Annotated in this window: 29 protein-coding genes; 13 read left to right on the top strand and 16 right to left on the bottom strand. The window is 72.2% G+C overall.

From position 1 onward, the window contains the following. The first annotated feature begins 4 nt into the window (after positions 1-4). The 3 genes from CRP55_RS29760 (at position 5) to CRP55_RS29750 (ending at position 2,962) form a co-directional block, all read left to right on the top strand. Complete coding sequence (locus CRP55_RS29760; protein WP_097323682.1) at positions 5-958, top strand: RNA polymerase sigma-70 factor; 954 nt, start codon at positions 5-7, stop codon at positions 956-958. Positions 959-1,039: 81 nt separating this feature from the next. Further along, a complete protein-coding gene (locus tag CRP55_RS29755) occupies positions 1,040-2,188 on the top strand; it encodes an NAD(P)/FAD-dependent oxidoreductase (RefSeq protein ID WP_097323679.1) in 1,149 nt (382 codons plus the stop codon). 12 nt (positions 2,189-2,200) lie between these two features. Beyond that, complete coding sequence (locus tag CRP55_RS29750) at positions 2,201-2,962, top strand: aminotransferase class IV (RefSeq protein ID WP_097323676.1); 762 nt, start codon at positions 2,201-2,203, stop codon at positions 2,960-2,962. Here CRP55_RS29750 and CRP55_RS55040 read toward each other — a convergent pair. Genes CRP55_RS55040 through CRP55_RS29735 form a run of 4 tightly spaced genes read right to left on the bottom strand, consistent with a single transcriptional unit; the run spans position 2,959 to position 4,817 of the window. Beyond that, complete coding sequence (locus CRP55_RS55040) at positions 2,959-4,038, bottom strand: WXG100 family type VII secretion target (RefSeq protein WP_245923469.1); 1,080 nt, start codon at positions 4,036-4,038, stop codon at positions 2,959-2,961. The two genes, CRP55_RS29750 and CRP55_RS55040, sit on opposite strands and share 4 nt — an antisense overlap. Positions 4,039-4,046: 8 nt before the next feature. Next, entirely contained in the window at positions 4,047-4,202 is a 156-nt protein-coding gene (locus tag CRP55_RS53315) for a hypothetical protein (protein ID WP_179855382.1), read from the bottom strand. Continuing rightward, the gene (locus CRP55_RS29740; protein WP_097323673.1) at positions 4,199-4,516 is read right to left on the bottom strand and encodes a type VII secretion target; all 318 of its coding nucleotides are present in this window, start codon (positions 4,514-4,516) and stop codon (positions 4,199-4,201) included. Before CRP55_RS29740 ends, CRP55_RS53315 begins: the two co-directional genes overlap by 4 nt. Continuing rightward, the gene (locus CRP55_RS29735) at positions 4,506-4,817 is read right to left on the bottom strand and encodes a YbaB/EbfC family nucleoid-associated protein (RefSeq protein WP_097323671.1); all 312 of its coding nucleotides are present in this window, start codon (positions 4,815-4,817) and stop codon (positions 4,506-4,508) included. Before CRP55_RS29735 ends, CRP55_RS29740 begins: the two co-directional genes overlap by 11 nt. An 83-nt stretch (positions 4,818-4,900) precedes the next feature. Here CRP55_RS29735 and CRP55_RS29730 point away from each other — a divergent pair, with 83 nt between their 5' ends. Beyond that, positions 4,901-5,404: a hypothetical protein gene (locus CRP55_RS29730; RefSeq protein WP_097323668.1), complete on the top strand. Its 504-nt coding sequence runs from the start codon at positions 4,901-4,903 to the stop codon at positions 5,402-5,404. Positions 5,405-5,483: 79 nt separating this feature from the next. Beyond that, complete coding sequence (locus tag CRP55_RS29725) at positions 5,484-6,266, top strand: polysaccharide lyase family 7 protein (RefSeq protein WP_097323665.1); 783 nt, start codon at positions 5,484-5,486, stop codon at positions 6,264-6,266. Between the two features lies 1 nt (position 6,267). Here CRP55_RS29725 and CRP55_RS29720 read toward each other — a convergent pair whose 3' ends face one another. From CRP55_RS29720 to CRP55_RS29700, 5 genes are all read right to left on the bottom strand, one after another. Then, positions 6,268-6,510, bottom strand: a complete 243-nt coding sequence (locus tag CRP55_RS29720; protein WP_143234979.1) for a hypothetical protein — start codon at positions 6,508-6,510, stop codon at positions 6,268-6,270. Beyond that, positions 6,507-7,241 (bottom strand): STAS domain-containing protein, encoded by a 735-nt coding sequence (locus CRP55_RS29715; protein WP_143234977.1) that lies wholly within the window; start codon positions 7,239-7,241, stop codon positions 6,507-6,509. The genes CRP55_RS29720 and CRP55_RS29715 overlap by 4 nt, the downstream gene beginning before the upstream one ends. A 10-nt stretch (positions 7,242-7,251) precedes the next feature. Next, the gene (locus CRP55_RS29710) at positions 7,252-7,596 is read right to left on the bottom strand and encodes an STAS domain-containing protein (protein WP_097323659.1); all 345 of its coding nucleotides are present in this window, start codon (positions 7,594-7,596) and stop codon (positions 7,252-7,254) included. Between the two features lie 111 nt (positions 7,597-7,707). Beyond that, positions 7,708-8,169: a hypothetical protein gene (locus CRP55_RS29705; protein WP_097323656.1), complete on the bottom strand. Its 462-nt coding sequence runs from the start codon at positions 8,167-8,169 to the stop codon at positions 7,708-7,710. 51 nt (positions 8,170-8,220) lie between these two features. Continuing rightward, positions 8,221-9,663, bottom strand: coding sequence for an amino acid permease (locus CRP55_RS29700; RefSeq protein WP_097323653.1), 1,443 nt, complete (start codon positions 9,661-9,663; stop codon positions 8,221-8,223). 65 nt (positions 9,664-9,728) lie between these two features. Here CRP55_RS29700 and CRP55_RS29695 point away from each other — a divergent pair, with 65 nt between their 5' ends. Beyond that, entirely contained in the window at positions 9,729-10,331 is a 603-nt protein-coding gene (locus CRP55_RS29695; protein WP_097323649.1) for a GDSL-type esterase/lipase family protein, read from the top strand. Positions 10,332-10,341: 10 nt separating this feature from the next. Further along, on the top strand, positions 10,342-11,178 hold the full coding sequence (locus CRP55_RS29690; protein ID WP_097323647.1) for a DUF6910 family protein: 837 nt from the start codon (positions 10,342-10,344) through the stop codon (positions 11,176-11,178). 3 nt (positions 11,179-11,181) lie between these two features. Here the strand turns inward: CRP55_RS29690 and CRP55_RS29685 are convergent, their stop codons facing one another. Next, the gene (locus CRP55_RS29685) at positions 11,182-11,616 is read right to left on the bottom strand and encodes a VOC family protein (RefSeq protein WP_097323645.1); all 435 of its coding nucleotides are present in this window, start codon (positions 11,614-11,616) and stop codon (positions 11,182-11,184) included. Positions 11,617-11,742: 126 nt separating this feature from the next. On the opposite strand from CRP55_RS29685, the gene CRP55_RS29680 reads away from it, so the two are divergent. Beyond that, positions 11,743-13,569: a glycoside hydrolase family 15 protein gene (locus tag CRP55_RS29680; protein WP_097323642.1), complete on the top strand. Its 1,827-nt coding sequence runs from the start codon at positions 11,743-11,745 to the stop codon at positions 13,567-13,569. Positions 13,570-13,693: 124 nt separating this feature from the next. After that, the gene (locus CRP55_RS29675) at positions 13,694-14,575 is read left to right on the top strand and encodes an alpha/beta fold hydrolase (RefSeq protein WP_218854729.1); all 882 of its coding nucleotides are present in this window, start codon (positions 13,694-13,696) and stop codon (positions 14,573-14,575) included. On the opposite strand, the gene CRP55_RS29670 is transcribed toward CRP55_RS29675, so the two are convergent. After that, positions 14,572-15,084: a helix-turn-helix domain-containing protein gene (locus CRP55_RS29670; RefSeq protein ID WP_097323640.1), complete on the bottom strand. Its 513-nt coding sequence runs from the start codon at positions 15,082-15,084 to the stop codon at positions 14,572-14,574. The two genes, CRP55_RS29675 and CRP55_RS29670, sit on opposite strands and share 4 nt — an antisense overlap. A gap of 131 nt (positions 15,085-15,215) precedes the next feature. Here CRP55_RS29670 and CRP55_RS29665 point away from each other — a divergent pair, with 131 nt between their 5' ends. From CRP55_RS29665 to CRP55_RS29650, 4 genes are all read left to right on the top strand, one after another. After that, positions 15,216-16,175, top strand: a complete 960-nt coding sequence (locus CRP55_RS29665; protein ID WP_097323637.1) for an NADH-quinone oxidoreductase subunit B family protein — start codon at positions 15,216-15,218, stop codon at positions 16,173-16,175. After that, positions 16,172-16,645 carry a NifU-related iron-sulfur-binding protein gene (locus tag CRP55_RS29660; RefSeq protein ID WP_097323634.1) on the top strand — a complete coding sequence of 158 codons (474 nt, stop codon included), beginning with the start codon at positions 16,172-16,174 and terminating at the stop codon, positions 16,643-16,645. Before CRP55_RS29665 ends, CRP55_RS29660 begins: the two co-directional genes overlap by 4 nt. Then, a complete protein-coding gene (locus tag CRP55_RS29655) occupies positions 16,642-17,196 on the top strand; it encodes a DUF5947 family protein (protein WP_097323630.1) in 555 nt (184 codons plus the stop codon). Before CRP55_RS29660 ends, CRP55_RS29655 begins: the two co-directional genes overlap by 4 nt. A 124-nt stretch (positions 17,197-17,320) precedes the next feature. Then, on the top strand, positions 17,321-17,893 hold the full coding sequence (locus CRP55_RS29650; protein ID WP_143234975.1) for a hypothetical protein: 573 nt from the start codon (positions 17,321-17,323) through the stop codon (positions 17,891-17,893). Here the strand turns inward: CRP55_RS29650 and CRP55_RS29645 are convergent. Genes CRP55_RS29645 through hypC form a run of 5 tightly spaced genes read right to left on the bottom strand, consistent with a single transcriptional unit; the run spans position 17,857 to position 23,906 of the window. Continuing rightward, the gene (locus CRP55_RS29645; RefSeq protein WP_097323624.1) at positions 17,857-18,585 is read right to left on the bottom strand and encodes a DUF6390 family protein; all 729 of its coding nucleotides are present in this window, start codon (positions 18,583-18,585) and stop codon (positions 17,857-17,859) included. The two genes, CRP55_RS29650 and CRP55_RS29645, sit on opposite strands and share 37 nt — an antisense overlap. Before the next feature lie 59 nt (positions 18,586-18,644). After that, on the bottom strand, positions 18,645-19,709 hold the full coding sequence (gene hypE, locus CRP55_RS29640) for a hydrogenase expression/formation protein HypE (RefSeq protein WP_097323621.1): 1,065 nt from the start codon (positions 19,707-19,709) through the stop codon (positions 18,645-18,647). Further along, a complete protein-coding gene (gene hypD / locus CRP55_RS29635) occupies positions 19,706-20,809 on the bottom strand; it encodes a hydrogenase formation protein HypD (protein WP_097323618.1) in 1,104 nt (367 codons plus the stop codon). The genes hypE and hypD overlap by 4 nt, the downstream gene beginning before the upstream one ends. After that, positions 20,806-21,048, bottom strand: a complete 243-nt coding sequence (locus CRP55_RS29630) for a HypC/HybG/HupF family hydrogenase formation chaperone (RefSeq protein WP_097323615.1) — start codon at positions 21,046-21,048, stop codon at positions 20,806-20,808. The genes hypD and CRP55_RS29630 overlap by 4 nt, the downstream gene beginning before the upstream one ends. A gap of 14 nt (positions 21,049-21,062) precedes the next feature. Then, positions 21,063-23,906 carry a HypC/HybG/HupF family hydrogenase formation chaperone gene (gene hypC, locus CRP55_RS29625; RefSeq protein WP_097323774.1) on the bottom strand — a complete coding sequence of 948 codons (2,844 nt, stop codon included), beginning with the start codon at positions 23,904-23,906 and terminating at the stop codon, positions 21,063-21,065.

Here is a 23,906-nt window from a genome sequence, read left to right as displayed (position 1 = left end):
GGCCATGTCGCTGGCTGCCGAGGACGTCGCACGCTTCGAGTCGTCGCGCCCGCGGCTGGAGGCGATCGCCTACCGGATGCTGGGGTCGGCCGGTGAGGCCGAGGACCTCGTACAGGAAACGTTTTTGAAGTGGCAAGGGGTTGACCCCCGGCGCATCGACGTGCCCGAGGCCTGGCTGACCAAGGTGCTCACCAACCTGTGCCTCAACCAGCTCACCTCGGCCCGGGTGCGGCGCGAGACGTACGTCGGTCAATGGCTTCCCGAGCCTCTGCTCGCCGGCGATCCGATGCTGGGACCGGCCGACAGCGCGGAGCAGAGAGAATCGGTGTCGTACGCCGTTCTGGTGCTCCTGGAGCGCCTCAGCCCCAACGAGCGGGCCGTCTACGTGCTGCGCGAGGCCTTCGAATATTCGCACGCCGAGATCGCCGGCATCCTCGACATCAGCGAGGCGGCCAGCCAGCAGAGCTTCCACCGGGCCCGCAAGCACGTCACCGAGGGCCGCGCCCGCAGCGAGGTCGACGAGACCGCGGCCAAGCGCATCGTCGAGGAGTTCCTGACCGCGGCCACCAGCGGCCGCACCGACCTGTTGGTGCGGCTGCTCACCGGCGACGCGATGGGCGTCGGCGACGGTGGCGGCAAGGTGCCGGCCCGGTCCAAGCCGTTCGTGGGGGCCGAGGCGGTCGCCAAGTTCTTCCGCGGCCTGTTCCGCTCCAGCGGCTCGAAACGGGCCCTGGTCGGCGGCACCCCCGAGATCTACGCGTGGACCGCGAACGGCGACCCGGCGGTGGTCGCCGCGATCGACGGGCGGGTCATCGGCGTCCTCTGCCTCGAGGTCACCGCCGACGGCGTCGCCGCGCTGCGCGCACAGGCCAACCCCGACAAGCTCGTCCGGGCCACCGAGCGCTGGGCCGCCGGCGACCACGGCGAGCCCCTGTTCGTCGCCTTCCGCGAGGAGTGACCTGGTTCACGTCGTCACCTGTCAGGAAATCGCGGGCCGCCCGGTTCAAGAGGCGAACCCGCGCAGAACAGGAGCGACGACATGCAGCACCGCATCATCGTTCTCGGAGCCGGATACGCCGGCGCCATCACCGCCGGCCGCCTGGCCAAGCGCCTCCGCCGTTCGGACGTGTCCATCACGCTGGTGAACGCCTCGCCGGAATTCGTGGAACGCGTCCGTAATCACCAGATCGCGGCCGGCCAGACGCTTTCACGGAGGCCGCTTACATCGATGTTCGCGAATACCGGCGTTGCTCTGCGGATCGCCTCGGTCACCGCCGTCGACGTCGCCCGCAAGACCGTCTCTCTCAGCGACGGCGATCTTTCCTACGACACTTTGGTGTACGCCCTGGGCAGCACCTCCAACGGAACCCCCGAGCACGCGTACGAGCTGGCCGGCCGCCCCGGCGCGCAACGGCTCCGCGACCGTCTCGCCGCCCTGTCCCGCAACGACACGGTGCTCGTCGTCGGCGGCGGCCTCACCGGCATCGAGGCGGTCACCGAGATCGCCGAGGCCCGGCCCGACCTCGACGTGTCCCTGGCCACCCGGGGCGAGCTCGGCGACTGGCTGTCCGAGAAGGGCCGCGCCCACCTGCGCAAGGTGACGAACCGGCTCGGCATCGCCGTACACGAGAACACATCCGTCACCCGCGTGGAGCCGGACCACGTTCTCGCCGGCGGCCGCTCGCTGCCGGCCTCGGTCACCGTCTGGACGGGCGGCTTCGCGGTCCACCCCATCGCCGCGGCCACGACGCTGGAGACGAACGAGGAAGGCCGGATCGTCGTGGACGGCAGCATGCGCTCGGTCTCGCACCCCGACGTGTACGCGGTCGGCGACGCCGCCCTGGCCATCGGCGCCGGCGACAAGCCGATGCGGATGGCCTGCGCCTCCGGCGTCCCCCAGGCATGGCAGGCGGCCGACTCGATCGCGGCCCGCCTCACCGGCGGCAAGCTGCCGAACGCCCCGCTGCGATATTTCAACCAGTGCATCTCGCTGGGACGCAACGACGGCCTCATCCAGTACACGACCGCCGACGACCGGGCGAAGCCGTCCGCGCTGACCGGCCGGGTCGCCGCCTTCTACAAGGAGGTGGTGTGCTGGGGCGCCTTCTGGGGCGTGGCCAACCCGACGCTGGGGATGCCGGTGCGCCGCCGCCCGGTCACGCAGGCGGCCACCGTCACTGTGGACTGACACGATAGGCCCATGACCTACGTGGAGATCAACGGTGCGCCGCCGTCGCTGGAAGCGGTGCACCGGGCCGCCACCTGGAACTACGGGCATTTCTCGTCGATGCAGGTCCGCCGGCGGGCCGTGGCCGGGCTGGAGTTGCATCTGCGCCGGCTGCGCGAGGCGTCGGCGGTCCTGTTCCCCGATGCCACGCCACCCACGGACGACACGGTCGTCCGGCTGATCGGGCAGGCGCTGGGGGACAGGCAGGACGCCTCGGTGCGGGTGACGGTCCTACCGGGTCTCGACGTCATGGTGTCGATCTCGGACCCCGTCGCGGACACGCCGCGGGCGCCGCTGAGGGTGCGGACGGTCGTCTACGAGCGGGAGCTGCCCGAGCTGAAGCACGTGGCGACGATGGGGCTGACGTACCACTCGCTCCAGGCGCGACGGGCCGGGTTCGACGATGTGCTGTTCCTGGGTGCGGACGGAGGCGTACGGGAAGGATCGGTCTGGAACGTCGTCTTCTCCGACGGCGAAAGGGTGGTCTGGCCCGAGGCGCCGATGCTGACCGGCGTCACCATGCAGGTGCTCCGGCGCGGGCTGGACAAGCTCGGCGTTCCCTCCGAGAGGCGGGGCATCACTTCGCTGGAGGGCCTGCGAGCAGCGGCCGCGGCGAATTCACACTGCCCGGCCCAGCCACTGGCAAGCGTGGACAACCGCGAACTGCCCGACCACGCACCCCTGACGGACCTGCTGTGGCAGGCGTGGCGCGAAGTGACCTGGGACGTGATCTAAGGAGCGTCTTCGATGCGGGCCACCTTGAGATAGGTGAGCAGCAGCTCCTGATCATCGGCCGGCAGATCAGCGAACGCGGCATAGGCGACCTGCCGGGCCCGCGGCGTCCCGGCCGCCAGCAACCCGGTGATCGCCGCCCAGGCCAGCGAGACATACCCATGCAGCCGATCGTTGCGCAGCAAGGGAAACCGGCTCAGCTCACCGAGCACCGTCACCGCCGCCTCGTCGTCCCGGGCCCGCTCCACGAGCTCGAAGACCGCTTTGGCCCGGTAGACGTCACGCCGCTCGACCAGAGCCCGCAGCCCTCCCACGGACATCTCACCGACAGGCGGCTCGGGTGGCAGTGCCGGTGAGGGCGGGATCGTCATGGGGCTACTCCGAAGATGTATTCGTATTCCTGACGCAGCAACTCGTGAAGCCGGTCGCGCCCTCACGGACGATGACCTCGACACCGGCCTCCTCGGCCTCCCGCATCGCGGCGTCCCACTCGGCCGGATGAGTCTCGCGGGCGGGCCCGTGTCGGCGCAGCGGATCGGCCCCACCGTGGAACAGATGCGTGCCGCGTGACGGCGCGCCCCGGGGCTGCCGGCGTTCCGGCCGAGCCGGCGCAGGCTCGCGACAAGGCCGTCCAGCAGGCGGGCGATCCGGGCGAGCCATTTGCCGACCAGGGTCGTGACCTGGGTGACCACCCAGGGCGTGCCCAGTCCCAGGGTGAGCCCGGCTTCGGCCAGCCATTTCCAGAGCCGCACGGCGAGCACGGAGACGAAGTCGGCGATCAGGTCGCGGACCATCATGCGGACGGTGGCGACCAGCATGCCCGCGCCGGCGGTCATCTCGCCGAGAGCCGCCGTCGCCTTGGACAGGGCCCTCAGCGACGCCTCGTGCTCGCCGGCGACATGCCGATAGCCGCGGGCCGCGACGCCGGTCCATTCACCCAGTTGGCGTACCGCGCCCTCGTGCAGCGATTCCTGTGCACCCGTCACCGCCCGCGAGACGTTGCTCCAGGTCTGCGCGAACGCGGCGATCTGATCGGGGTCGCCGGCCAGGGCGTCGAGGGCGTCCGACAGCGGTTTCACATGTTCGATCAGCCAGCTGCCACCCCACCGATGGCCGGGTCGATCCAGCCGCCGCCGGAGAAGGAGGCCATCAGCGAGTCGACGTCCTCGGCCAGGAAGACGCCGCTGTACCAGCGGGTGCTGTCCTCGCGCGGCGCGACCAATGGATTGGCGGTGTCGCTCACCGGTCCGGTCCGCTCCGGAAAGCGGTGGCCGTGCGGTCGTCCGCGGCGCTGTAGTTCCGAGCGGTGGTGCGCAGGTCGTCGGCCGAGCGCTCAAGCGAGTCGGCCGCCTCCGGAAGAGCGGAGATGGTCGAGTCCTGCACCTCTTCGAGCAACGCCGGAATCATCTTGCACAGGAAGCCGTACGCGTCGCGGCCCATGTGCACGACCGAAGCGGCCGATCTTCCCTGCCCCACCTGGGCCGCGACCTCGTCGACAATGCCGGCGTGCTCGATGATCGCCGCCGCCTGGGCCTGAAAGCCCGAGTCACCGGTCATCGGCGTCGTCACCCTCAACGGGCCGGGGGAAGCGGCTGTCGAAACTCGACACCACCGACCGACCGGTGGGGGAGTCTGCTCCGACCGTCCGGTGCGCGATCTCGGCGACCGCGCCGGCCAGCTCGGCCTGGGCGCGGCGCATCGTCCGCAGGATCTCGGCCGCGAGCCGGTCGTCGTCGTAGCCGCGGGCCCGGCGATCCAGCCGCAGGTCGGTCACGCACCCCGAGCCGTCGACGGTGACCGAAATGGTGCGGTCCCGGTCGGAGGAAAGCCCAACGCGGACCGCGCACCTCGGGTTCACCGGACGAAGCGCTCGTCACTTTCGGGGTCCTTCCGGGCCCGTACGGGAGAAGTATGGGTCTCAGCCTTGGAAGGAGAAGTGTGATGACCCCTCTCGGTGCGGTTGTTCGGGGACTGGTGGCCGGTGCCGTGGGCACGCTCGCCATGGACACGCTCTGGTATCTGCGCTATCGACGTGGCGGTGGCCAGGACGGCTTCCAGACCTGGGAATTCTCCGCGAGCGTCAAGACCTGGGAGGACGCGCCCGCGCCGGCTCAGGTCGGGCGGCGGCTGTTCGAGGGGCTTTTCCAGCGCAAGCTCGACGACCGTTACGCCGCCGTCGTCAACAACATCACCCATTGGGGGTACGGGATGGGGGGCGGCGCCGCCTACGGCCTGCTCGCCGGTTCTCTGCGCAAGCCCCGGGTGGCTTACGGGCCGCCGTTCGGCGCGGCCGTCTGGGGCACCAGCTATGCGGTTCTGCCCGCCGCCGGTCTTTACAAGCCTATTTGGGAGTACGACCGCAAGACGCTCGCCAAGGATCTCAGCGCGCACCTGGTCTTCGGCACCACGACGGGCGCCGTCTTCCGGGCTATTAAGGATATTTAAGGTTTCGGGGGCTGCCGGGGCATCGATGGACAGCTTTATTGTTAAGCGTCTTGCCAATCCCCCGTAGGGCAGGTTCCCCATGAACAAGCGCAAGTTCCTGGCCGTCGCGGTGTCCGCGGCCGTCGTCGGCACGCTCGGCGTCATCGGCATCACCAGCGCGAACGCCGCCACCCTCGACCCGTCGCTGCCGCCCGGCGGCAACTTCAACCTGGCCGTGTGGCAGCTTCAGCTGCCGGTCGGGTCGCCGGGCAAGCCGGACACGATCTCGCCGGCCCGGCTCAAGGGTGCGAACGGGTACAGCAACCCGGCGTACTTCTGGACCGACAAGAACGACGGGTCGATGACCTTCTGGGCCCCGGAGAAGGGTGTCACCACCCCCAACTCCAACTACGCGCGCTCGGAGCTGCGCGAGATGAACGCCGACGGGTCGGCCGCCGACTGGCCGCTCGCCGGCAACCACACGCTCAGCGCGCAGCTGCGCATCCCGCAGGTCACCAAGAACGTGGCCGTCGGGCAGGTGCACCTGGGCTCCGGCGGCAGCTCGACCAAGCCGCTGCTGGAGCTCTACTACCGGCCCAACGGCGACATCTACCTGGGCACCGAGAACTCACCGGCCGGCGGGCAGACCCTGCACAAGGTCGGCAACGTCGCCCTGGGCGTGAAGTGGACGTACGTCATCAACGTCAGCGGCAACAAGATCAACCTGACCGTCAACGGGTCGAGGACCAGCTACACGATCCCGTCGTCGTTCAATCCGTACAAGCAGTATTTCAAGGCCGGCTCGTACAACCAGTCGTCCTCGCAGAGCACCACCAACGGCGCGAAGGTCAAGTTCTACAGCCTGACCGTCAGCCACGGCTGAGCTACGCGCCGGACCGCCGCTTGTCGGCCTCCACGTCGGCCTCGCCGACCGCCGCCCCGTCCGAGTCGCGGGTGGGGTCGGCGAGGTCGGCGTCCGCGCCCGAGCGGGCCGCGTCGGCTTCGGCGTCCGAGGCGCCGACGAGCGCGCCGCCCTCGGCGTTCTCACTGCTTTCGACATCTTCTCGCGTACGCTCGGCGGCCAGCTCGGCCGCGACGGGGAGTCCTGGTACCTGAGGATTCGTCATGTCCGGCGAGTACCCGCGCGGAGCGCCGCCCACACGACTTTGCCGCCGGTTGTCGGCAGCGTGCCCCAGCGCAGCGCCGTCGCGTCGACCAGCAGCAGGCCCCGGGGCGCATCGGGCTCGAGGGAGCCGCCCGGCGACAGCACGGGCATCTCGGTGCTCCCGTCCCGCACGGCCACCATGAGGTAGCGCCGGCCCCGGGTCAGCCGCAGGTCGATCATCGTGTTCGCGTGCTCGACCGCGTTCGTCACCAGCTCGCCCGTGATCAGGGCGCCCGGGCCGGTCAGATGGTCGAGGCCCCACCGCAGGCAGGTCTCGGTGGCCAGGTCGCGGGCGCGGCGGGCGGCGCCCGAGACCGGCAGCAGCACCTCGCTGATCGACGGCATGTGCTGCCGGGGCTCCGCCGTCAGGGCCTCCTCGACCGTGGCGACCACCGCCACCCGGCCGTAGCCGGCGCGCAGGAGCCGGGCCATGCCCGGGTCGGGGGCGACCAGCAGCAGGGGGGTGCCCGGCGACAGGGAGGCCTGGCGGGCGGCGGCCAGGAACACCGTGGCCGCGGGTGGGTCGACCACGGTCGCCCCGGCCAGGTCGACGACCACCGCGTCGGGCCGTTCGGTCAGGCATTTCAGCAGGGTGACGCGGACCGCGGGCACGGACGCCAGCGACAACCGGCCGAGCACGCGCACCAGAAGGCGTGTCCCGGCCGGCTCGACCTCGCAGCGGACGCCGGTCATCCTCCGATTGTCACGCGCCGTGACCGGTGGGCGCGAGGTGCGGCGACAGCAGACCGGACGCGCCACCGGCGATCAAGGTCGCCCGCACCAGGCCGTCCGCGTTGACGACGCCGTAGGCGAGCCCCCGGCTCAGGGCGGCCTGCCGCCCCTCGAGCAGGCTGCGGATGCCGGCCGCGGTGATCAGCCCGAGGCGTTCGAGGTCGATCAGCAGGACCGACACGCCGCCCTGCTCGACGGCGTTGAGCAGCATCATGGTGAGCGCGTTGCTCACGTCGGCGTCGACCTCGCCGCCCAGGACGATACGAACGATCCCGTCCCCGCTGTCGTGCTTGCTCATGGTGAACGGCCCGTTCATGCTGTCCTTCCGCGCTTTCCCCGGCGTTGATTGTGCGGCACGGGGCGCCCGGACGGGCCGCGAATCACCTGGAGGACGGAACGAGTTCCCTCGTCGCGCGGTCGCGGGGGCTCAGGAGCAGTGGCGGGTGACGGGGGTCAGCCACTCCTTCAGGGTCGGGCCCAGCGTGGTGGTCACGTCCTTCTCGGTCTTGATGGCGGCGAAGAACTTCGGGTCGCCCGACTTGGCGCGCAGCTTCTCGGCGGTCTTCTTGCCGTCGGCCCGCAGGGCGGCGTCGCCGCTGGCGCGGGTGGCGTCGTCGACGGCGGTGGCGAACGCGGCCAGCGAATCCTGCGCGCGTTTCTGGGCGTCCGGTGTGCGCCGGCCGACCAGGGTGGTGAGCGATTCGGCGAAAGGCGCCATGCGCTCGCCGTAGACCTGTCCCAGCGCGTCGCACGTGGATTTCAGCTCGACCGGCACGCTCGGCGGCGCGGAGGCGGCGCCGGGTGTGGTGGAGCCGGCCATCGTGCCGCAGCCGGTGGCCGCGGCCGCGGCGGTCAGCAGTACAGCGGTGAGACCCAGAACGCCGCGCATGCGACACCTCCCGAACCGAACGGAACGAGCAAGTGGGAGCGCTCCCACTGCCTATCGGCGTGACGATACGTCAGGAAGCGAAGCCTGTCGATGCCCGTACGCGAAATAGACGACCAGGCCGACCGCGAGCCAGGCCAGGAAGCGCAGCCACGTCTCCACCGACAGGTTGGTCATCAGGTAGAGGCAGGCCAGCGCCGACAGGACCGGCACCACCGGCGACAGCGGCACCCGGAACGGGCGCTCGAGAGCCGGCTTGGTGCGGCGCAGCACGGGCACGGCCAGCGACACGGTCACGAAGGCGAACAGCGTGCCGATGCTGACCAGGTTGGCCAGCGACGACAGCGGCACGAAGCCCGCGAGCAGCGCGATACCGAGCGTCACCGCGATCGTGATCCGGTAGGGCGTACCCCATCGGGTGTGGATCCTCCCGACCGCCGGCGGCAGCAGGCGGTCGCGGGACATGGCGAAGCCGATGCGCCCGATCGCCACGATGTCGACCAGGATCACGCTGGTCAGGCCGGCCACCGCCGCGATCGACACCAGATGCGCGGCCCAGCCCGCCCCGACGCTCTCGAAGGCCGAGGCGATCGGCGCGCCGGGATCGATCTGCCGGTAGTCGACCATGCCGACCACCACGAACGACACCGCCACGTAGAGGACGGCCGAGACGCCCAGCGTCCCGAACAACCCCAGCGGCAGGTCCCGGCTGGGCTTGCGGGTCTCCTCGCCCAGGTTGGCCACGGCCTCGAAGCCGGTGTACGCGAAGAAGACCACCGCCGCCGCCGTCAGCACCCCGGTGATCCCGAACGCCGACGGCTCGATCCCGAACAAAAGCTGCGACAACGGCTGGGTCAGCCCCGACTCGCTCTCGCCGGCGGGCTGGGCCGGCGGCACGAACGGGGTCAGGTTGGCCGCCTTCAGGAAGAACAGCCCGGCCACCACGACGAAGACGCAGATGCCGACCTTCACCAGCACCAGCGCGTTGGTCACCCGCGACGACTGCTGGATGCCGACCGTGGCCACCGCCCCGAGCAGCAGCGTGATCACGATCGCGCCCACGTTGACCACGCTGTCCTCGCCGAACAGGCTGGGCGGCAGGTCGAGCAGCGAGGCCAGATAGCCCGACCAGCCACGCGCCACCACGGCCGCGCCGAGCGCGAACTCGAGCACCAGATCCCACCCGATGATCCAGGCGAAGATCTCACCCATGGTCGCGTACGCGTAGGTGTAGGCACTGCCGGCCGTCGGTACCGAGGACGCGAGCTCCGCGTAACAGAGCGCCGCCAGCAGGCTGGCCACCCCGGCCAGCACGAACGACACGGTGACGGCCGGTCCCGCGTGATCCCGCGCCTCGACACCGGTCAGCGTGAAGATCCCGGTGCCGATCACGATCCCGATGCCGAAGCCCATCAGGCTGAACGGCCCGAGCCGCCGCCGCAGCTCACCGCCCCGCGCCAGGACGTCTTCGACCGCTTTCGTCCGCAACATCGACATGATGCCCGAGCGTCTACCCAGGGCCCTGAGGATTAATCAACGGCCGCCCGCGCGTTGAACCGGGGGTGACTCTCCGTTTCGCGATTCTCGGCGACTCCATCGCGTACGGCCAGGGCGCCGCGACCCGGCAGGACACGGTCGCGGCCCGCCTCTCGGCCGACCTGACCGCCCACGGCGTGGCCAACGAGCCCCGCGTCTTCGCCGTGCCCGGCGCACAGAGCCGCGACCTGCCCGCGCAGGCCCGGCCGGCGGTGTCGTGGCGCCCCGACGTCGTGCTGATCATCATCGGCGCCAACGACCTGACCCGATTCGTGCCGCCCGCGCAGGCGGTGGCCCCTCTGACGGCGGCCGTCCGCACCCTGCGTACGGCCGGCTCCGAAGTTGTCGTCGCCCCCGCCCCCGATCTCAGCGTCGTGCCGTGGGTGCCGGCCGAGATGCGCGCCCTGGTCCAGGCCGGCAGCCGCATCCTGCACGACGCGCAGACCCGGGCCGTCCTGGCCGAGGGCGCCCACGTGGCCGACATCGGCATGTCGTCGGCCGCCGGCTTCGCGGGCGATCTCAGCCTGTTCAGCGCCGACCGCTTCCACCCGTCCAGCGCCGGCTACGCCGTCATCGCCGCCGCCCTGGCCCCGGCGATCCGCCAGGCCGCGAGCGTCGCCGCCGGGTGAGAATGCCGGTATGCGGCTGACGGTACGGGGCGAGACGGCGCTGGTCTTCGACGACGGCTCGCCGGTGCGGGCCGCCTCGGCCGTCGCGCCGTTCGGGGACGGGTGGCTGATCGCGCAGGACGACGCCACCCACGCCGCCTGGCGGCGGCCCGGCTCGACCGTTCCGGTGCGGGTGATCGACCCGGTCGAGGGCTTCGACGTCTTCAGCTCCGCCGCCGGCACCAAGCACCTCAAGCCCGACTTCGAGGCCGCCTTCCCCATCGGGGACGGCGTGCTGCTGCTCGGCTCCGGCTCGACCGCCGCCCGCATGCGGGCCTCGCTGGTCACCCCGGCCGGCTTCACGGTGACCGATCTGAGTCCGCTCTACCACCGGCTGGCCGCCGCTTTCGGCCTTCCGCTGGAGCACCTCAACCTGGAGGGCGCCTGCGCGGCCGGTGACCGGATGCGCTGGTTCCATCGCGGCGCCACCACGTTGTGCGCCGACGTCGAACTGGTGGACGGCCGTCCCACCGAGATCGCCGGCGTGCGCCGCTACGACCTCGGGCGGGTCGGCGGCGTGCCGCTCGCCGTCACCGACGCGGTCGCCCTCGGCGACGGGCGCGTGCTCGTCAGCGCCGCCGCCGAGGACACCCCCAACCCGGTCGACGACGGACCGGTGGTCGGCGCCGCCCTCGCCCTGCTCGACGACGACCGCGTGCTCGGCACCGTCGCGCTCCCGGCGGAGACCAAGGTCGAGGGCCTGACCGTGCGCGCGACGACCGCCGGCGGCCTCAGGCTGCTGGCGGTCGTCGACGCGGACGATCCGGTCATCCCCTCACGGGAGCTCGACCTCGATCTGAGCTGGTGACGCTCACTCGCGGCCGGGGAAGCGCTGCGTGATCTCCTGCAGGAGCCACACGTTGCCGTCCGGGTCGCTGAACTCGGCGTAGCTGCCGTAGGACTTGCGGTCGGGCTCGGGGCCGGACACGCGGCCGCTGGTGTCCAGGCCGCGCAGGCCGTGCCAGACCTCGCCGACCTCGGCCCCCAGCGACTGAAGCTCCTTGCGGGCGGCCTCGATGTCGTCGACGATCAGCATGTTGTCGCGGGCCGAGCCGGGCTCCTGCGCGCTCAGGCCGGTGCCGAACTGGATCGAGGCGGGCGAGCCGGGCGGGGTGAACTGCACGACGCGCAGGTGGTCGTTGATCGGGAAGTCGGCGTCCAGACGCCAGCCGAGGCCCTGGTAGAAGGCCTTGGCCCGGTCGACGTCGCTGACCGGGATCACGGTGACCTCGAAGCGGAAATTCATGGCGGACCTCCATCGGATGTGGTGACACCAGACTGGCTCCGCGGGCACCCCGTGCGAGCCAGGGAGAGTCCCTGGTCCCGGGCTTCCCGTGCCTGGGCGGGACCCTGGCGCGCCGACAATCGAGGCATGAGCAGTGTCCCGATCGCCGCGCACGCCCTGTTGTCCGACTGCCGTTCGGCCGCCCTCGTCACCGACGCCGGCTCGGTCGACTGGCTGTGCTTCCCCCGCTTCGACAGCCCGTCGGTCTTCGGCCGCCTGCTCGACGAATCAGCAGGTCACTGGTCTTTGACCCCGATTCAGCCGTACGAGTCGAGCCGGCGCTACCTCGACGACACGCTGGTCCTTCAGACCGAGTTCCGCACGGCCACCGGAGTGGTCCGGGTCACCGAGGCCCTGGCCATGGGCGCCGGGAACCGGGGCCACGAGCTGGGCCGGGGATCGCCGCATCTGCTCATCCGATCGGTGACCGGCGTCTCGGGCGAGGTGGCGCTCGAGATGACCTACCGGCCGCGACCCGAATACGGGATCCTGCAACCCCTGCTGGGGTACGCCGAGGGCGGCGTCACGGCCCGGGGCGGCGCCGAATGGCTGGTGCTGTCCACACCCGTACGGCCGGATCTGCGTGAATCGACAGCAACCGCGCGTGTTTCGCTCAGCGCGGGCCAGACGGTCGCCTTCGCTCTGCACCGGTCGACGCTGGAGGAGACGCCGGCCCACGTGTGGTCGCAGGAGGAGCTGGCCCGGCGGCTGGCCGACACCATCGAGGCCTGGCGGTCGTGGTCGGCGATCCATCAGACGTACGACGGGCCGTGGCGCGACCTCGTGCGGCACAGCGGCCGGGTGCTCCAGGCCCTCACCTACCGGCCGAGCGGGGCGATCGTGGCCGCGGCGACCACGTCGCTGCCCGAGGCGGCCGGCGGCGAACGGAACTGGGACTACCGCTACGCGTGGGTGCGCGACGCCAGCTTCACCATGGAGGCGCTGTGGGTGGCCGCCTGCCCGGACGAGGCCGGCGACTTCTTCGCCTTCATGACCACGGCCGCGGCCGGCGCACCGATGCCGTTGCAGATCATGTTCGGGGTCGGCGGCGAGCACGACCTCACCGAGCGCACCCTGCCCCACCTGCGTGGATGGCGCGACAGCAAACCCGTGCGGATCGGCAACGGCGCCTGGGAGCAGCAGCAGATCGACGTCTACGGCGAGCTGCTGGGCGCCGCGGTGAAGCTGCAGGACCAGATCAGCGAAATGGACGACGACGTTCGCCGCTTCCTGATCACGCTGGCCGACACGGCCGCGACGCGCTGGCGCGAGCCGGATCAAGGGATCTGGGAGGTACGGGGCCGGCCGCGCCACTTCGTCTATTCGAAGGTGATGTGCTGGGTGGCCCTGGACCGGGCCCTGGTGATCTTTCCTGACTCGGACAAATCGGACGCTTGGCGTTTTGTGAAAGACGAGATCCACGCGACCGTCCTGCGCGAAGGCTTTTCATCGGCACGAGGCGCGTTCACCCAGTCCTTCGGATCGGACGACCTCGACGCCTCGGTGCTCATGCTGCCGATCGTCGGCTTCCTGCCGGCCACCGACCCGCGGATGCGCTCCACCATCGACGCCGTCGCGAAAGACCTGATCGACCCGCGGGGCCTGGTCTACCGCTACCGGGGCGCCGACGGCCTCGACGGCGACGAGGGCACCTTCCTGCTCTGCACCTTCTGGCTGGCCCAGGCCCTGGCCCTGGCCGGCGAGCACGAACGGGCACGCGAGGTGTTCGAACGGGCAGCCGGCCATCGCAACGACGTGGACCTGCTGGCCGAGGAGATCGACCCGGGCACGGGGGAGATGCTCGGCAACTTCCCGCAGGCCTTCAGCCACATCGGCCTGGTCAACGCGGCCTGGGCCATCACCGAGGCCACGCGGTCGCACCCGGGCACCCCTGGTGGGCCCGCCCGGTATTGAGCCAGGGTTTTGCACGGGTTCGGTGAACACCCTGGTGGGGCCAACGTTAGGGACAACGACGGAGCGGCTTCTGGGGGGATCGACCGTGGTAATCCAACTTCACGCGGACCGCAGCAGGAATCCTTTGCGGATCGGCACACACGAGATCGACGTCAACGGCGTCGCTCAGCGCTATCACGTCCGCGGCAGCGGCCCGGAGGTCTGCGTGGCCGTACCGGGCGGCCCGGGACTGTCCTGGGAGTACCTGCGGATGCCGGCCGTCGAGCGGCGCGTCCGGGTCGTCTACGTGGAGCCGCTCGGCACGGGGGCGTCGGGCCGGCTGCCGTCGCATCCGGACGGTTACACCCGGCCCGTGTACGCCGAGGCGCTCGACCGCGTCCTCGACCGGCTCGGCCGCGAGCGGGTGCACCTGCTCGGCCACTGCCACGGCGGCCTGGTCGCCCAGTACTACGCGCTGCGCCACCCCGAGCGCCTGGCCGGGCTGATCCTGCACATGAGCTCACCGGTCACCGGCACCGAGCAGGACGCCGAGACCCGGCACCAACTGGAGCGCTTCGTGCGGCGCAACCAGTGGAACCCGGCCCTGCCGGCGGTGCTCGACGCCCTGCACGCCATCCAGGACGCGGCCGACGACCGCACGCTGACCGCGGCCACCCGCGACGCCCTGCCCACGCAGTTCGCGCACTACTGGGCCCGGCGCGACGAGCTGGCCGGCCTGCGCCCGAAGATCCGCCGCTCCTTCCTGTCGGCGCCGGAGCCGGTCGACGACCGGGCCGACCTGCCCGGCATGCGCGTGCCGACGCTGGTCACGGCCGGGATGTACGACATCATCGGCGGCACGCGCTGGGCCCGGGAGCTGCATTCGCTCATCCCGTACGCCCGCCTGCTGCTCCTCGCCCGCAGTGGCCACCTGGGGCACATCGAGGAGCCGGAGCGCTTCGCCGAGGGCGTCCTCGATTTCGTCGCCGCGACGCCGGCGGCCGTGAAACAGGCGGTGGCGGCCTAGGGGAAGGGCAGCTCGCCGAAGATCTCGCGGATGCGGGACAGGTCGCGCAGGCGCGGTTCGGTCGCGCCGTTGACCCAGCGGCTGACCGTTTTCACCGACACGTCGAGGCGGCGGGCCGCCGCCTCGAGGGTCATGCCCTCGCGCCGCAGAGACCCGGAGAGCCACACCGCGAACGACACTGCCGGCGCGCCGACGGGGGGCGCCGGCGGCGGGGGCGCTTGCTCCTTGTCATCACCCTTGGGAGTGAAAAGAACGTCGACCTCCGCCTGGCTCGGGTGGATCCGCAGCGACACCTGGATCAGCCCTTCCTGGCCGGCCGACTCGAGCAGCAGGTCGGCCACCTGGTCGCACAGGGCTCGCACATCGTCCTCGGACAGGATCTGCGGGGTCAGGCGGCGGCGGACGAAGTCACGAACGTCCGGAAGGGACGACGCCCGGGGCGGAAACGTCCGGGTCACGATGACCAGGGGAACGATCTCGATCTGTTCCGTGCCGGGAGGAGCCTGCATCGCGTCCCCTCTGTCGAGTGAGCCTCCCATGGAGCTTACGGCGCTCTTCTCATGTCCGGGCGGCGGGAATATGCTCGTCCGGATCGGACGGCCGGAATGTCCGGCATGTCGATCTTCCGAGCGTGGGAGCGATGGCTGACATCCTGCACATTCTCTGGATGAACGGCGGCCTCAGCTGCGACGGCGAGTCGGTGGCCCTGACCGCGGCCACCCAGCCCAGCATCGAGGACATCGTGCAGGGCGCGCTGCCCGGCCTGCCCGAGGTGGCCCTGCACTGGCCGTTCTTCGACTACGACTCCGGGCCCAGCTTCATCGAGTGGTACCACCGGGCCGAGCGCGGCGAGCTGGAGCCGTTCGTGCTGATCGTCGAGGGCTCGGTGGCCGACGAGACCAACAAGGACGACGGCTACTGGAGCGGGTTCGGCAACGACCCGGCGACCGGGCAGCCGGTCACCGCCGGCGAGTGGCTCGACCGGCTGGCCCCGCGGGCGGCCGCGGTCATGGCGGTCGGCACCTGCGCGACGTACGGCGGCATCCACGCGATGGCCGGCAACCCGACCGGGGCCATGGGCGTGCCCGACCACCTGGGCTGGGACTGGCGGTCGCGGGCGGGCCTGCCCATCGTCTGCGTGCCCGGCTGCCCGACCCACCCCGACAACCTCACCGAGGTGCTGCTCTACCTGCTCTACCAACTGGCCGGGCAGGCCCCGATGATCCCGCTCGACGAGTTCCTGCGGCCGCGCTGGCTGTTCGAGGCGACCGTGCACACCGGCTGCGACCGGGCCGCCTACTACGACCAGAGCGAGTTCGCCTCCGGCTACGGCTCGCCCACCTGCCTGGTCAAGGTCGGCTGCTGGGGCCAGGTGGTGCGGTGCAACGTGGCCAAGCGCGGCTGGATCAACGGCGTCGGCGGCTGCCCGAACGTCGGCGGCATCTGCATCGCCTGCACCATGCCGGGCTTCCCCGACAAGTTCATGCCGTTCATGGACGAGCCGGTGGCGGCCGCGGCCGACGACGGGCCGGGGTACGGCTCGCTCGTGCGCACGCTGCGCGGCTTCACCGTGCGGGTGTCGACCGGGCCGCCGCGATGACCACCCCCGACGCCGCCGCGGCCCGGGTCGAGGTGCTGATCGAGCAGTTGCGGGCCGGTCCCGATCCCCGGTCCGCGCTGGTGGCCGACGAGCTGGTCAGATGCTTGGTCCAGTTGTACGGCGAGGGACTGCGCCGCGTCGTCGAACGGCTCGGGCCCGAGGGCGCCACCGCCCTGTGCGACGACCCCCTCGTGGAGAGCCTGCTGCTCGTGCACGACCTGCACCCGGCGGGACCGCGGGAACGGATCACCCGCGCCCTCGAACGGCTGCGGCCGCGGGTCGGCGAGCTCGACCTGCTCGGCATCGGCGACGACGGGGTGGTGCGCCTGCGGGCGGCCGGGAGCCGCGGCTGCGGCTCGGCCCAGCGCTCGCTGATCGAGTCGGCGGTCCGGCGGGTGGCGCCCGAGGCGGTCCGGGTCGAGGTGGAGACGCCACCGCCGCTGCTCCAGGTGACCCGGCGCCCGGGATGAGCGGGCCGGGGCTCCGCCGCTTCACCGTGGCGCCGGTGCCCCGCTGCGAGCTGTGCGCCACGGTGATCGGCGAGGAGCACCGGCACGTGCTGGCCTTGGCCGACCGGTCGCTGCTCTGCGCGTGCCACCCGTGCCACCTGCTGTTTCAGGCGCCCGGGGCGGGACGGTTCCGGGCGGTGCCCGATCGCTACCTCGCGCTCGGCCCGGCCGACGGCGAGGCGCTCGGGGTGCCGGTGACGCCCGCCTTCGTGGTCGCCCACGGCGAAGGGGAGCGGCTGGTGGCGAGCTGCCCGAGCCCGGCCGGCACCACCGAGTGCGAGGTGGACGGTGCCGCCTGGGACCGGCTCGCGGCGGCCAACCCGCTGCTGCGGGAGCCGGTCGCGGACGTCGAGGCGATCTACCTGACCGGCCGGGAGGCGTTCCTGGTGCCGGTCGACGCCTGCTACGCCCTGGCCGGCGCGGTCCGGTCACGCTGGCAGGGCGGGGACGGCGGCCCGGCCGTACGTCACCTCCTCGATGCCTTTCTTCACGATCTTCGGTCCCGGGTGTAGCGGACACATGTGTCCGGTCGGTACGCCCTAGCGGGTGGACAAGACTGGGGCTGGTGCGGTTCGCCGCCGCTGGGGCACGCTGTGGTGACTTTCCCCCCGCCCCGATCGATCATGAGGTGAGACCGTGACCCGGCACCTTCGTCAGACCTGCACGGGACTGCGCGCGATGCTGCGGGCACCTTCACCACGGATCCCCTCGCCGCGTCTCGCCGAGACCACCGTGCGGGAGCCGGAGTCCGGGTGGTGGAGCGCCCTCCCGGAATCCGAGCCGCCGCTCGCATGGGTGGGATCGGTGACGATCGCGGTCGTGGGCGAGGCGGAGACCCGGTGGGGTACGGGCGCTGTGGTGGCCCGCCTCGCGGAGCTGGCCGCCACCGACGAGCTGGTGATCGTCTACGGAGCCCAGCATTGGCCCGGCCCCGGGGCGCGATCCGTGGTGGCGGGGTTGAGGGGCCACCTGCCGCGGCACGACGTGGTCGCCGTTCCCGCGCCGGGCTACCGGGGCAGCGCCGCCCTCGCGCCTCTCGTCGAGGGCGGCAGCCTGCCCGTCGTCACCGTCCCGGACCCGTTCGTCCACGATGTCACGGCCGAGCTGGCCAGTGGCCTCGGTGCCGACCGGGTGGTCCGGTTCCGGCGCACGGTCGAGGGCGTCGAGATGCATCAGGTCTGGAGCCGCGCGGCGTTCAGCCTGAGCTGACCGAGCTGCCTTCTCTCGAGGGCGTCCAGCCGCCCGGCCTGCTCGGCCGTCAGCACGTCGCAGATCCAGTCCCAGTGCAGCGCGACCCGGTCACCGGGCGCCGGAGCGCCGATCAGCGCCCGCCCGCCCGCCGACCACCGGACCTCCTCCGGGCGATCCGGTCCCCTGGCCAGAGAGGTGCCGTCACTGACCAGGGGGCCGGACCGGACGACGGCCCGTTCCCCGTCGACCCGGATCACGACGCCGGGCCGGACCCGGCACCGGTCGAGGACCCGCAGGGCCACCGGCGACGGGCCGGCGCCGAGCAGCGCGGCCCACGGATAGACCTCGAAGACGTGGAAGCTGTGGTGCGCCACCGCCCGCTCGCCGGCCGAGCGCCAGGTCCCGCCGCGCTGCCCGCGGAAGCGGTCGCCCAGCCAGGACACGAGCGCCGCCGGTGGCACCTCGTCGAGCAGCGCGTTGCCGATCCAGTACGCCTCCACCACCGTCTCGTCGAGCGGGTCGCCGACCCCGGCCGCGGCCGCCAGCAGCTCCAGATAGCTCCAGGCGCCCTCGAACCCCCGGGCCCGGGCCGCGATCTCGCCCGGCACGCCCGGCGCCAGCAGGGCCGAGGCGCCGTCCGGCCCGCAGTAGCCCAGCTCGTTCGGCGGGTAGGCGTACCGGGCGAACAACAGCTCCCCGGCCTCGCTCACCGTCGCCCCTCCCCTCGGCCTCGTTCGCGTCCACCTCGCTGTCGCCCGCTCGCTCGGTCTCAGCAGATCCGGGGCAGCTGCTCGCCGATCGGCAGCGGCACCACCCGGGTTCCACCCAGAGCCGTGCGGGCGACCACCATGCCCGGATGCTCGGCCACGCAGGCGCCGATCCGCCGTGACCCGGCGCCGAGCGGATGCGCCCGCATCGCCGCCAGCACGTCGTCCGCGCTCTCGGCCGGGACGAAGGCGATCAGCTTGCCCTCGTTGGCCACCTGGAGCGGGTCGAGCCCGAGCAGGCTGCACGCGTCGCGCACCTCGGCCGGCACCGGCAGGTCACGTTCGACCAGGTCGACGCCGACGTGCCCGGCCCGGGCGATCTCGTTGAGCGAGGCGGCCACCCCGCCGCGGGTCGGATCACGCAGCACGTGCAGGTCGGCGCCGGTGGCGAGCATGGCCGCGACCAGCCCGTGCAGCGCCGCGGTGTCGCTGGCCACGGTGGTGCCGAACTCGAGGCCCTCCCGGCAGCTCAGCACGGCCACCCCGTGCACGCCGATGTCCCCGCTGATCAGCACCGCGTCGCCGGCGGCGGCCCGGCCCGGATGGATGTCGGCGCCCTCGGGCACCGCCCCGACGCCGGTGGTGGTGATGTAGACGCCGTCGCCGCTGCCGTTGTCCACCACTTTGGTGTCGCCGGTGACCAGCTGCACGCCGGCCGCCCGGGCGGCCGCGCCCATCGCCTCGGCGACCCGGCCCAGCTCGGTCATCGCGGTGCCCTCCTGAAGGATGAAGGCGGCCGACAGATAGAGCGGGGTGGCCCCGGCCATGGCCAGGTCGTTGACCGTGCCGTTGACGGCCAGGTCGCCGATCGAGCCGCCGGGGAAGAACATCGGCTTGACCACGAACGAGTCGGTGGACAGCGCGATCCGGGTGCCGCCGACCGTGACGACGGCGCAGTCGCTCCGGCCGGAGCCCGCGGGGGCGGCCGACCCGTAGCCGGGCAGGAACAGATGCTCGATCAGGTCGCCGCTCATCGCCCCGCCGCCGCCGTGACCCATCACGACGGCCGGGGTGTCCCGCAGCGGCAGCGGGCAGCTCCAGCCCTCGAAGTCCAGGCCCGCCGTCATGAGATCGACACCAGGTCCAGCCGGCGGTACGCGTAGTAGGCCGCGCACGCCCCCTCGGAGGACACCATCGTGGCGCCCAGCGGATTGCGCGGCGTGCACTGCTTGCCGAAGGCGGCGCACTGATGCGGCTTGATCAGGCCTTGGAGCACCTCGCCGGAGCGGCACAGCGACGACTCCTCGGTGTGGATGCCGGTGACCGCGAACCGGTGCTCGGCGTCGAACGGCCGGTAGCGCGGGGCCAGCCGCCACCCGCTGCCCGGGATCATGCCGATGCCCCGCCACGTCCGGTCGGTCACCTCGAACACCTCGGCGAGCATGGCCCGGGCCACCGGGTTGCCCTCGGCCGGCACGGCCCGCGGATAGGCGTTGCCCACCTCGTGCCGGCCGGCCTCGAGCTGCACCACGGTCTGCCGGATGCCCTCGAGGATGTCCAGCGGCTCGAAGCCGGTGACCACGATCGGCACCCGGTACTTCGCGGCCAGCGGCGGATATTCGCCGGTGCCCATCACGCTGCACACGTGCCCGGCGGCCAGGAACGCCTGCACCCGGCACCGGGGCGACTCCATGATGGCGGCGATGGCCGGCGGCACCAACACGTGCGATACGAGCAGGCTGAAGTTGCCCACGCCGAGCCGCTCGGCCTGGTGGACCGTCATCGCGTTGGCCGGTGCGGTCGTCTCGAAGCCGATGCCGAAGAAGACCACCTGCTTGTCCGGGTTCTCCCGGGCGATGGTCAGCGCGTCCAGCGGCGAATAGACCACCCGCACGTCGGCGCCGGCGCTCTTGACCGCGAACAGGTCCCGGCCGCTGCCGGGCACGCGCAGCATGTCGCCGAACGAGCAGAAGATCACGCCGGGCTGGGCGGCGATGGCCAGGGCCTTGTCGATGGTCTCGAGCGGCGTGACGCAGACCGGGCAGCCCGGCCCGTGGATCATCTCGACGCCCTTCGGCAGCAGCTGGTCGATGCCGTGCCGGATGATCGAATGGGTCTGCCCGCCGCAGACCTCCATCAGCGCCCAGGGCCGGGTGGCCGCGGCGTGGATCTGGTCGAGCAGCCGCCGGGCCAGGTCCGGGTCGCTGAACTCGTCGAGATATCTCACCGGAACTCCTCTTTCAGGATGCCGAGCCGCTCGAAGTTCTCCAGGGTCTCCCGCGCCGACCGCTCGTCGAGGCGCTGGATGGCGAAGCCGACGTGCACGACGACGTACTCGCCGACCGCCGCGTCCGGTACGTACTGCAGGCACACGCTCTTGCGGACGCCGCCGAAGTCCACCTCGGCCATCGTGGTGCCGTCGGCCTCGGTGATGCTGATGACGCGTCCCGGCACGGCCAGGCACATGGGAGGTCTCCTTCCTAGGCGGACGCGGCGGCCATGAGCTGGCCGAGCGCCAGGCCGCCGTCGTTGGGTGGCAGCAGCCGGGGGAGCAGCACGGTGAATCCCCGCTCCCGCAGCGCTTCGGTGGCCGCGCCGGCCAGCAGCGCGTTCTGGAAGACGCCGCCGCCGAGCGCGACGACGCCGAGCCCACTCGACCGGCGGGCGGCCTCGGCCAGATCGGCGATCAGGGCCGCCACCGCGGCGTGGAACCGGGCGGCGATGTCGGCCGCCGGCACGCCCCGGACCACGTCGGCCGCGACCGCCCGGATCACCGGCCCCGGATCGCCGGTGACCGGGAAGCGGTAGGCCCCGGCCGCGAAACCCACCCGGGCCAGCCCGGCGAGCCGGATCGCCGCCTCGGCCTCGTACTCGACGGTGTGGCAGACCCCGGCCAGCGAGGCCACGGCGTCGAACAGCCGGCCCATGCTGGAGGTGGGCACGCAGCCGAACCCGGTCGTCAGCTGCCGGGCCAGCAGCTCGCGCTCGACCGGCGGGCAAGCCGCGACCGGCGGCAGCTCCGGCGTCCAGGGCACCCCGGCCGCACGCAGGTGGGAGAGGGCCATCCGATACGGGCGCCGCACGCTGGCGTCGCCGCCGGCCAGCGGCACGTAGCCCAGATGGGCTTCCCGGTGGTACGCCTTGTAGTCGGCGACGAGCACCTCACCACCCCACACCGCGCCGTCGTCGCCGTACCCGGTGCCGTCGAAGGCCACCCCGATCACCCGCTCGCCGGCGCCGAGCCCGTGCTCGGCCATCACCGAGGCGACGTGCGCGTGGTGGTGCTGGACCAGCCGCACCGGCCGTCCGCCGGCGTGCGCGCGGGCCCACGCGGCCGACCGATATCCGGGGTGGGCGTCGGCCACCAGCACCTCGGGCCGGACGCCGGTGAGCTCCTCCAGATGGGCCTCGGTGGCGCCGAGCGCCTCGATCGTGCGCAGGTCGTCCATGTCACCGATGTGCTGACTGACCCACGCGTACCGTCCGGCGCCGAGCGCACACGTGTTCTTGAGGTCCGCGCCCACGGCGAGGAGAGGCGGCACCTCGAAGGGCAGGGCGATAGGCAGCGGCGCGTAGCCGCGGGACCGCCGGATCGGCAACTCGCCCCCGGCGGCGTGCCGGGTCACCGAGTCGTCACAGGGCACCCGGATCGCCCGGTCGTGCCGCAGCCAGGCGTCGGCCAGTCCACTCAGCCGCTCCTCGGCGTCCCGGTCATCGACGACGATCGGCTCCCCGGACAGATTGCCCGACGTCATCACCAGAACATCCGGCCCAGGCGGATCACCGGCCAGCCCGAACAGCAGAACATGCAGCGGCGTGTAAGGCAGCATCACACCCAGATCAGGATTCCCCGGCGCCACCGCCTCAGCCACCGCGCCGCGTCCCGGAGGGCTGAGCTGTCGGTCCCCGCCTGAGCCGGGTCGCGAGTCCCAGCGGGTGTCGGGCGGCGTATCGCGGCCTGAGCTGGGTCGCGAGTCCCAGCGGGTGTTGGGCGGCGCATCGCGGCCTGGGCCGGGCGCCACATCCCGGCCGGGGCCGGGCGGCACATCCCGGCCGGGACCGGGCGGCACATCTGGCGCGGCTATGTCGGCATAAATCCGGCGGGGCAGCAGCACGATCGGGTGGCGGACGCCGGTCAGCAGCTCCTCCTCGGCCGTGGTCATCGCGACCAGCTCGCGGGCGACCCCCAGGTCGGACACCATGACAGCGAAGGGCTTGCCACCGCGGCGCTTGCGGCGGCGAAGCTCCTCCACGGCCGCCGCGTTCCGGGCGTCGCAGGCCAGGTGATACCCGCCGAGACCCTTGACCGCCACGATGCGCCCCGCGGCAAGCATGGCCCGCGCGGCCGCCAGTGCGCCCGCGCCGCCCGGTGTGTCCGCGCCGCCCGGTGTGTCCGCGCCGCCCGGTGTGTCCGCGCCGCGCGATGCCTCCGCGCCGCCCGGTGTGTCCGCGCCCGATGCCTCCGCGCCGCCCGATGTGTCCGCGCCGCCCAGTGCGGCTGGGGCGACGGTGCCGTCGGCGGTGCGGAGCTCCAGTTCGGGGCCGCAGGCGGGGCAGGCGATCGGTTGGGCGTGGAAGCGGCGGTCGGCCGGGTCCTCGTACTCGCGAAGGCAGTCGGCGCACATGGGGAAACCGGCCATCGTGGTGGTCGCGCGGTCGTACGGGAGGGTTTCGATGATGGTGAAGCGCGGGCCGCAATTGGTGCAGGAGATGAACGGGTGCCGGTAGCGGCGGTCGCGCGGGTCGCGCAGCTCGCGCAGGCAGTCGTCGCAGGTGGCCACGTCGGGGGAGGCCAGGGTGCGTGCCTCGCCGGCCGGGCCCGAGGCGTCGATGGTGAAGCCGGTGCCGCCCTGCGGGGTCATCGCGGTCTCCTCGACGGCGGTGACCATGGCCAGCGGTGGCCCGTCGGCGCGCAGGCGGCGGCCGTACTCGGTGACCGCCTCCGGATCGCCCTCGACCTCGGCCACCACGCCGGCGGCCGTGTTGGCGACCCGGCCGGTCAGCGCCAGGGCGGCCGCGGTCGCGTACGCGAAGGGCCGGAAACCCACCCCCTGGACCAAGCCGGACACGGTGAACCGCCGGCGCACCCGATCGGCCGGGCGGCCCATCAGCTCCAGCCCGGACCGGGCCTCGGCGGCGGCGTCCTCGTCGACGACCTCGACGGCGAAACCCATGTGGATCAGCACCCACTGGCCGGGCTCGGGTGGGACCTCGAGCATGCCGACGTTGACCCGCCGGGAAGCGCCGAGCACGTCGACCAGGGCCAGCTGGCCGTGGAAGCCGTCGAGGACCTCCACCACCCGTCCGGGTATGCCCAGGCACAC

Source organism: Paractinoplanes atraurantiacus (assembly GCF_900215205.1).
GTDB classification, from domain to species: Bacteria; Actinomycetota; Actinomycetes; order Mycobacteriales; family Micromonosporaceae; genus Actinoplanes; species Actinoplanes atraurantiacus.
This window is presented reverse-complemented; position numbering and strand designations above follow the sequence as displayed.

Excerpts from the sequence above, each read along its gene's own strand:
- CRP55_RS29760 (WP_097323682.1), top strand. The coding sequence starts at position 5 with ATGTCGCTGGCTGCCGAGGACGTCGCACGCTTCGAGTCGTCGCGCCCG.
- CRP55_RS29755 (WP_097323679.1), top strand. The coding sequence starts at position 1,040 with ATGCAGCACCGCATCATCGTTCTCGGAGCCGGATACGCCGGCGCCATC.
- CRP55_RS29750 (WP_097323676.1), top strand. The coding sequence starts at position 2,201 with ATGACCTACGTGGAGATCAACGGTGCGCCGCCGTCGCTGGAAGCGGTG.
- CRP55_RS29740 (WP_097323673.1), bottom strand. The coding sequence starts at position 4,516 with ATGACCGGTGACTCGGGCTTTCAGGCCCAGGCGGCGGCGATCATCGAG.
- CRP55_RS29730 (WP_097323668.1), top strand. The coding sequence starts at position 4,901 with ATGACCCCTCTCGGTGCGGTTGTTCGGGGACTGGTGGCCGGTGCCGTG.
- CRP55_RS29725 (WP_097323665.1), top strand. The coding sequence starts at position 5,484 with ATGAACAAGCGCAAGTTCCTGGCCGTCGCGGTGTCCGCGGCCGTCGTC.
- CRP55_RS29720 (WP_143234979.1), bottom strand. The coding sequence starts at position 6,510 with ATGACGAATCCTCAGGTACCAGGACTCCCCGTCGCGGCCGAGCTGGCC.
- CRP55_RS29715 (WP_143234977.1), bottom strand. The coding sequence starts at position 7,241 with ATGACCGGCGTCCGCTGCGAGGTCGAGCCGGCCGGGACACGCCTTCTG.
- CRP55_RS29710 (WP_097323659.1), bottom strand. The coding sequence starts at position 7,596 with ATGAACGGGCCGTTCACCATGAGCAAGCACGACAGCGGGGACGGGATC.
- CRP55_RS29705 (WP_097323656.1), bottom strand. The coding sequence starts at position 8,169 with ATGCGCGGCGTTCTGGGTCTCACCGCTGTACTGCTGACCGCCGCGGCC.
- CRP55_RS29700 (WP_097323653.1), bottom strand. The coding sequence starts at position 9,663 with ATGTCGATGTTGCGGACGAAAGCGGTCGAAGACGTCCTGGCGCGGGGC.
- CRP55_RS29690 (WP_097323647.1), top strand. The coding sequence starts at position 10,342 with ATGCGGCTGACGGTACGGGGCGAGACGGCGCTGGTCTTCGACGACGGC.
- CRP55_RS29685 (WP_097323645.1), bottom strand. The coding sequence starts at position 11,616 with ATGAATTTCCGCTTCGAGGTCACCGTGATCCCGGTCAGCGACGTCGAC.
- CRP55_RS29680 (WP_097323642.1), top strand. The coding sequence starts at position 11,743 with ATGAGCAGTGTCCCGATCGCCGCGCACGCCCTGTTGTCCGACTGCCGT.
- CRP55_RS29670 (WP_097323640.1), bottom strand. The coding sequence starts at position 15,084 with ATGCAGGCTCCTCCCGGCACGGAACAGATCGAGATCGTTCCCCTGGTC.
- CRP55_RS29665 (WP_097323637.1), top strand. The coding sequence starts at position 15,216 with ATGGCTGACATCCTGCACATTCTCTGGATGAACGGCGGCCTCAGCTGC.
- CRP55_RS29660 (WP_097323634.1), top strand. The coding sequence starts at position 16,172 with ATGACCACCCCCGACGCCGCCGCGGCCCGGGTCGAGGTGCTGATCGAG.
- CRP55_RS29655 (WP_097323630.1), top strand. The coding sequence starts at position 16,642 with ATGAGCGGGCCGGGGCTCCGCCGCTTCACCGTGGCGCCGGTGCCCCGC.
- hypE (WP_097323621.1), bottom strand. The coding sequence starts at position 19,709 with ATGACGGCGGGCCTGGACTTCGAGGGCTGGAGCTGCCCGCTGCCGCTG.
- CRP55_RS29630 (WP_097323615.1), bottom strand. The coding sequence starts at position 21,048 with ATGTGCCTGGCCGTGCCGGGACGCGTCATCAGCATCACCGAGGCCGAC.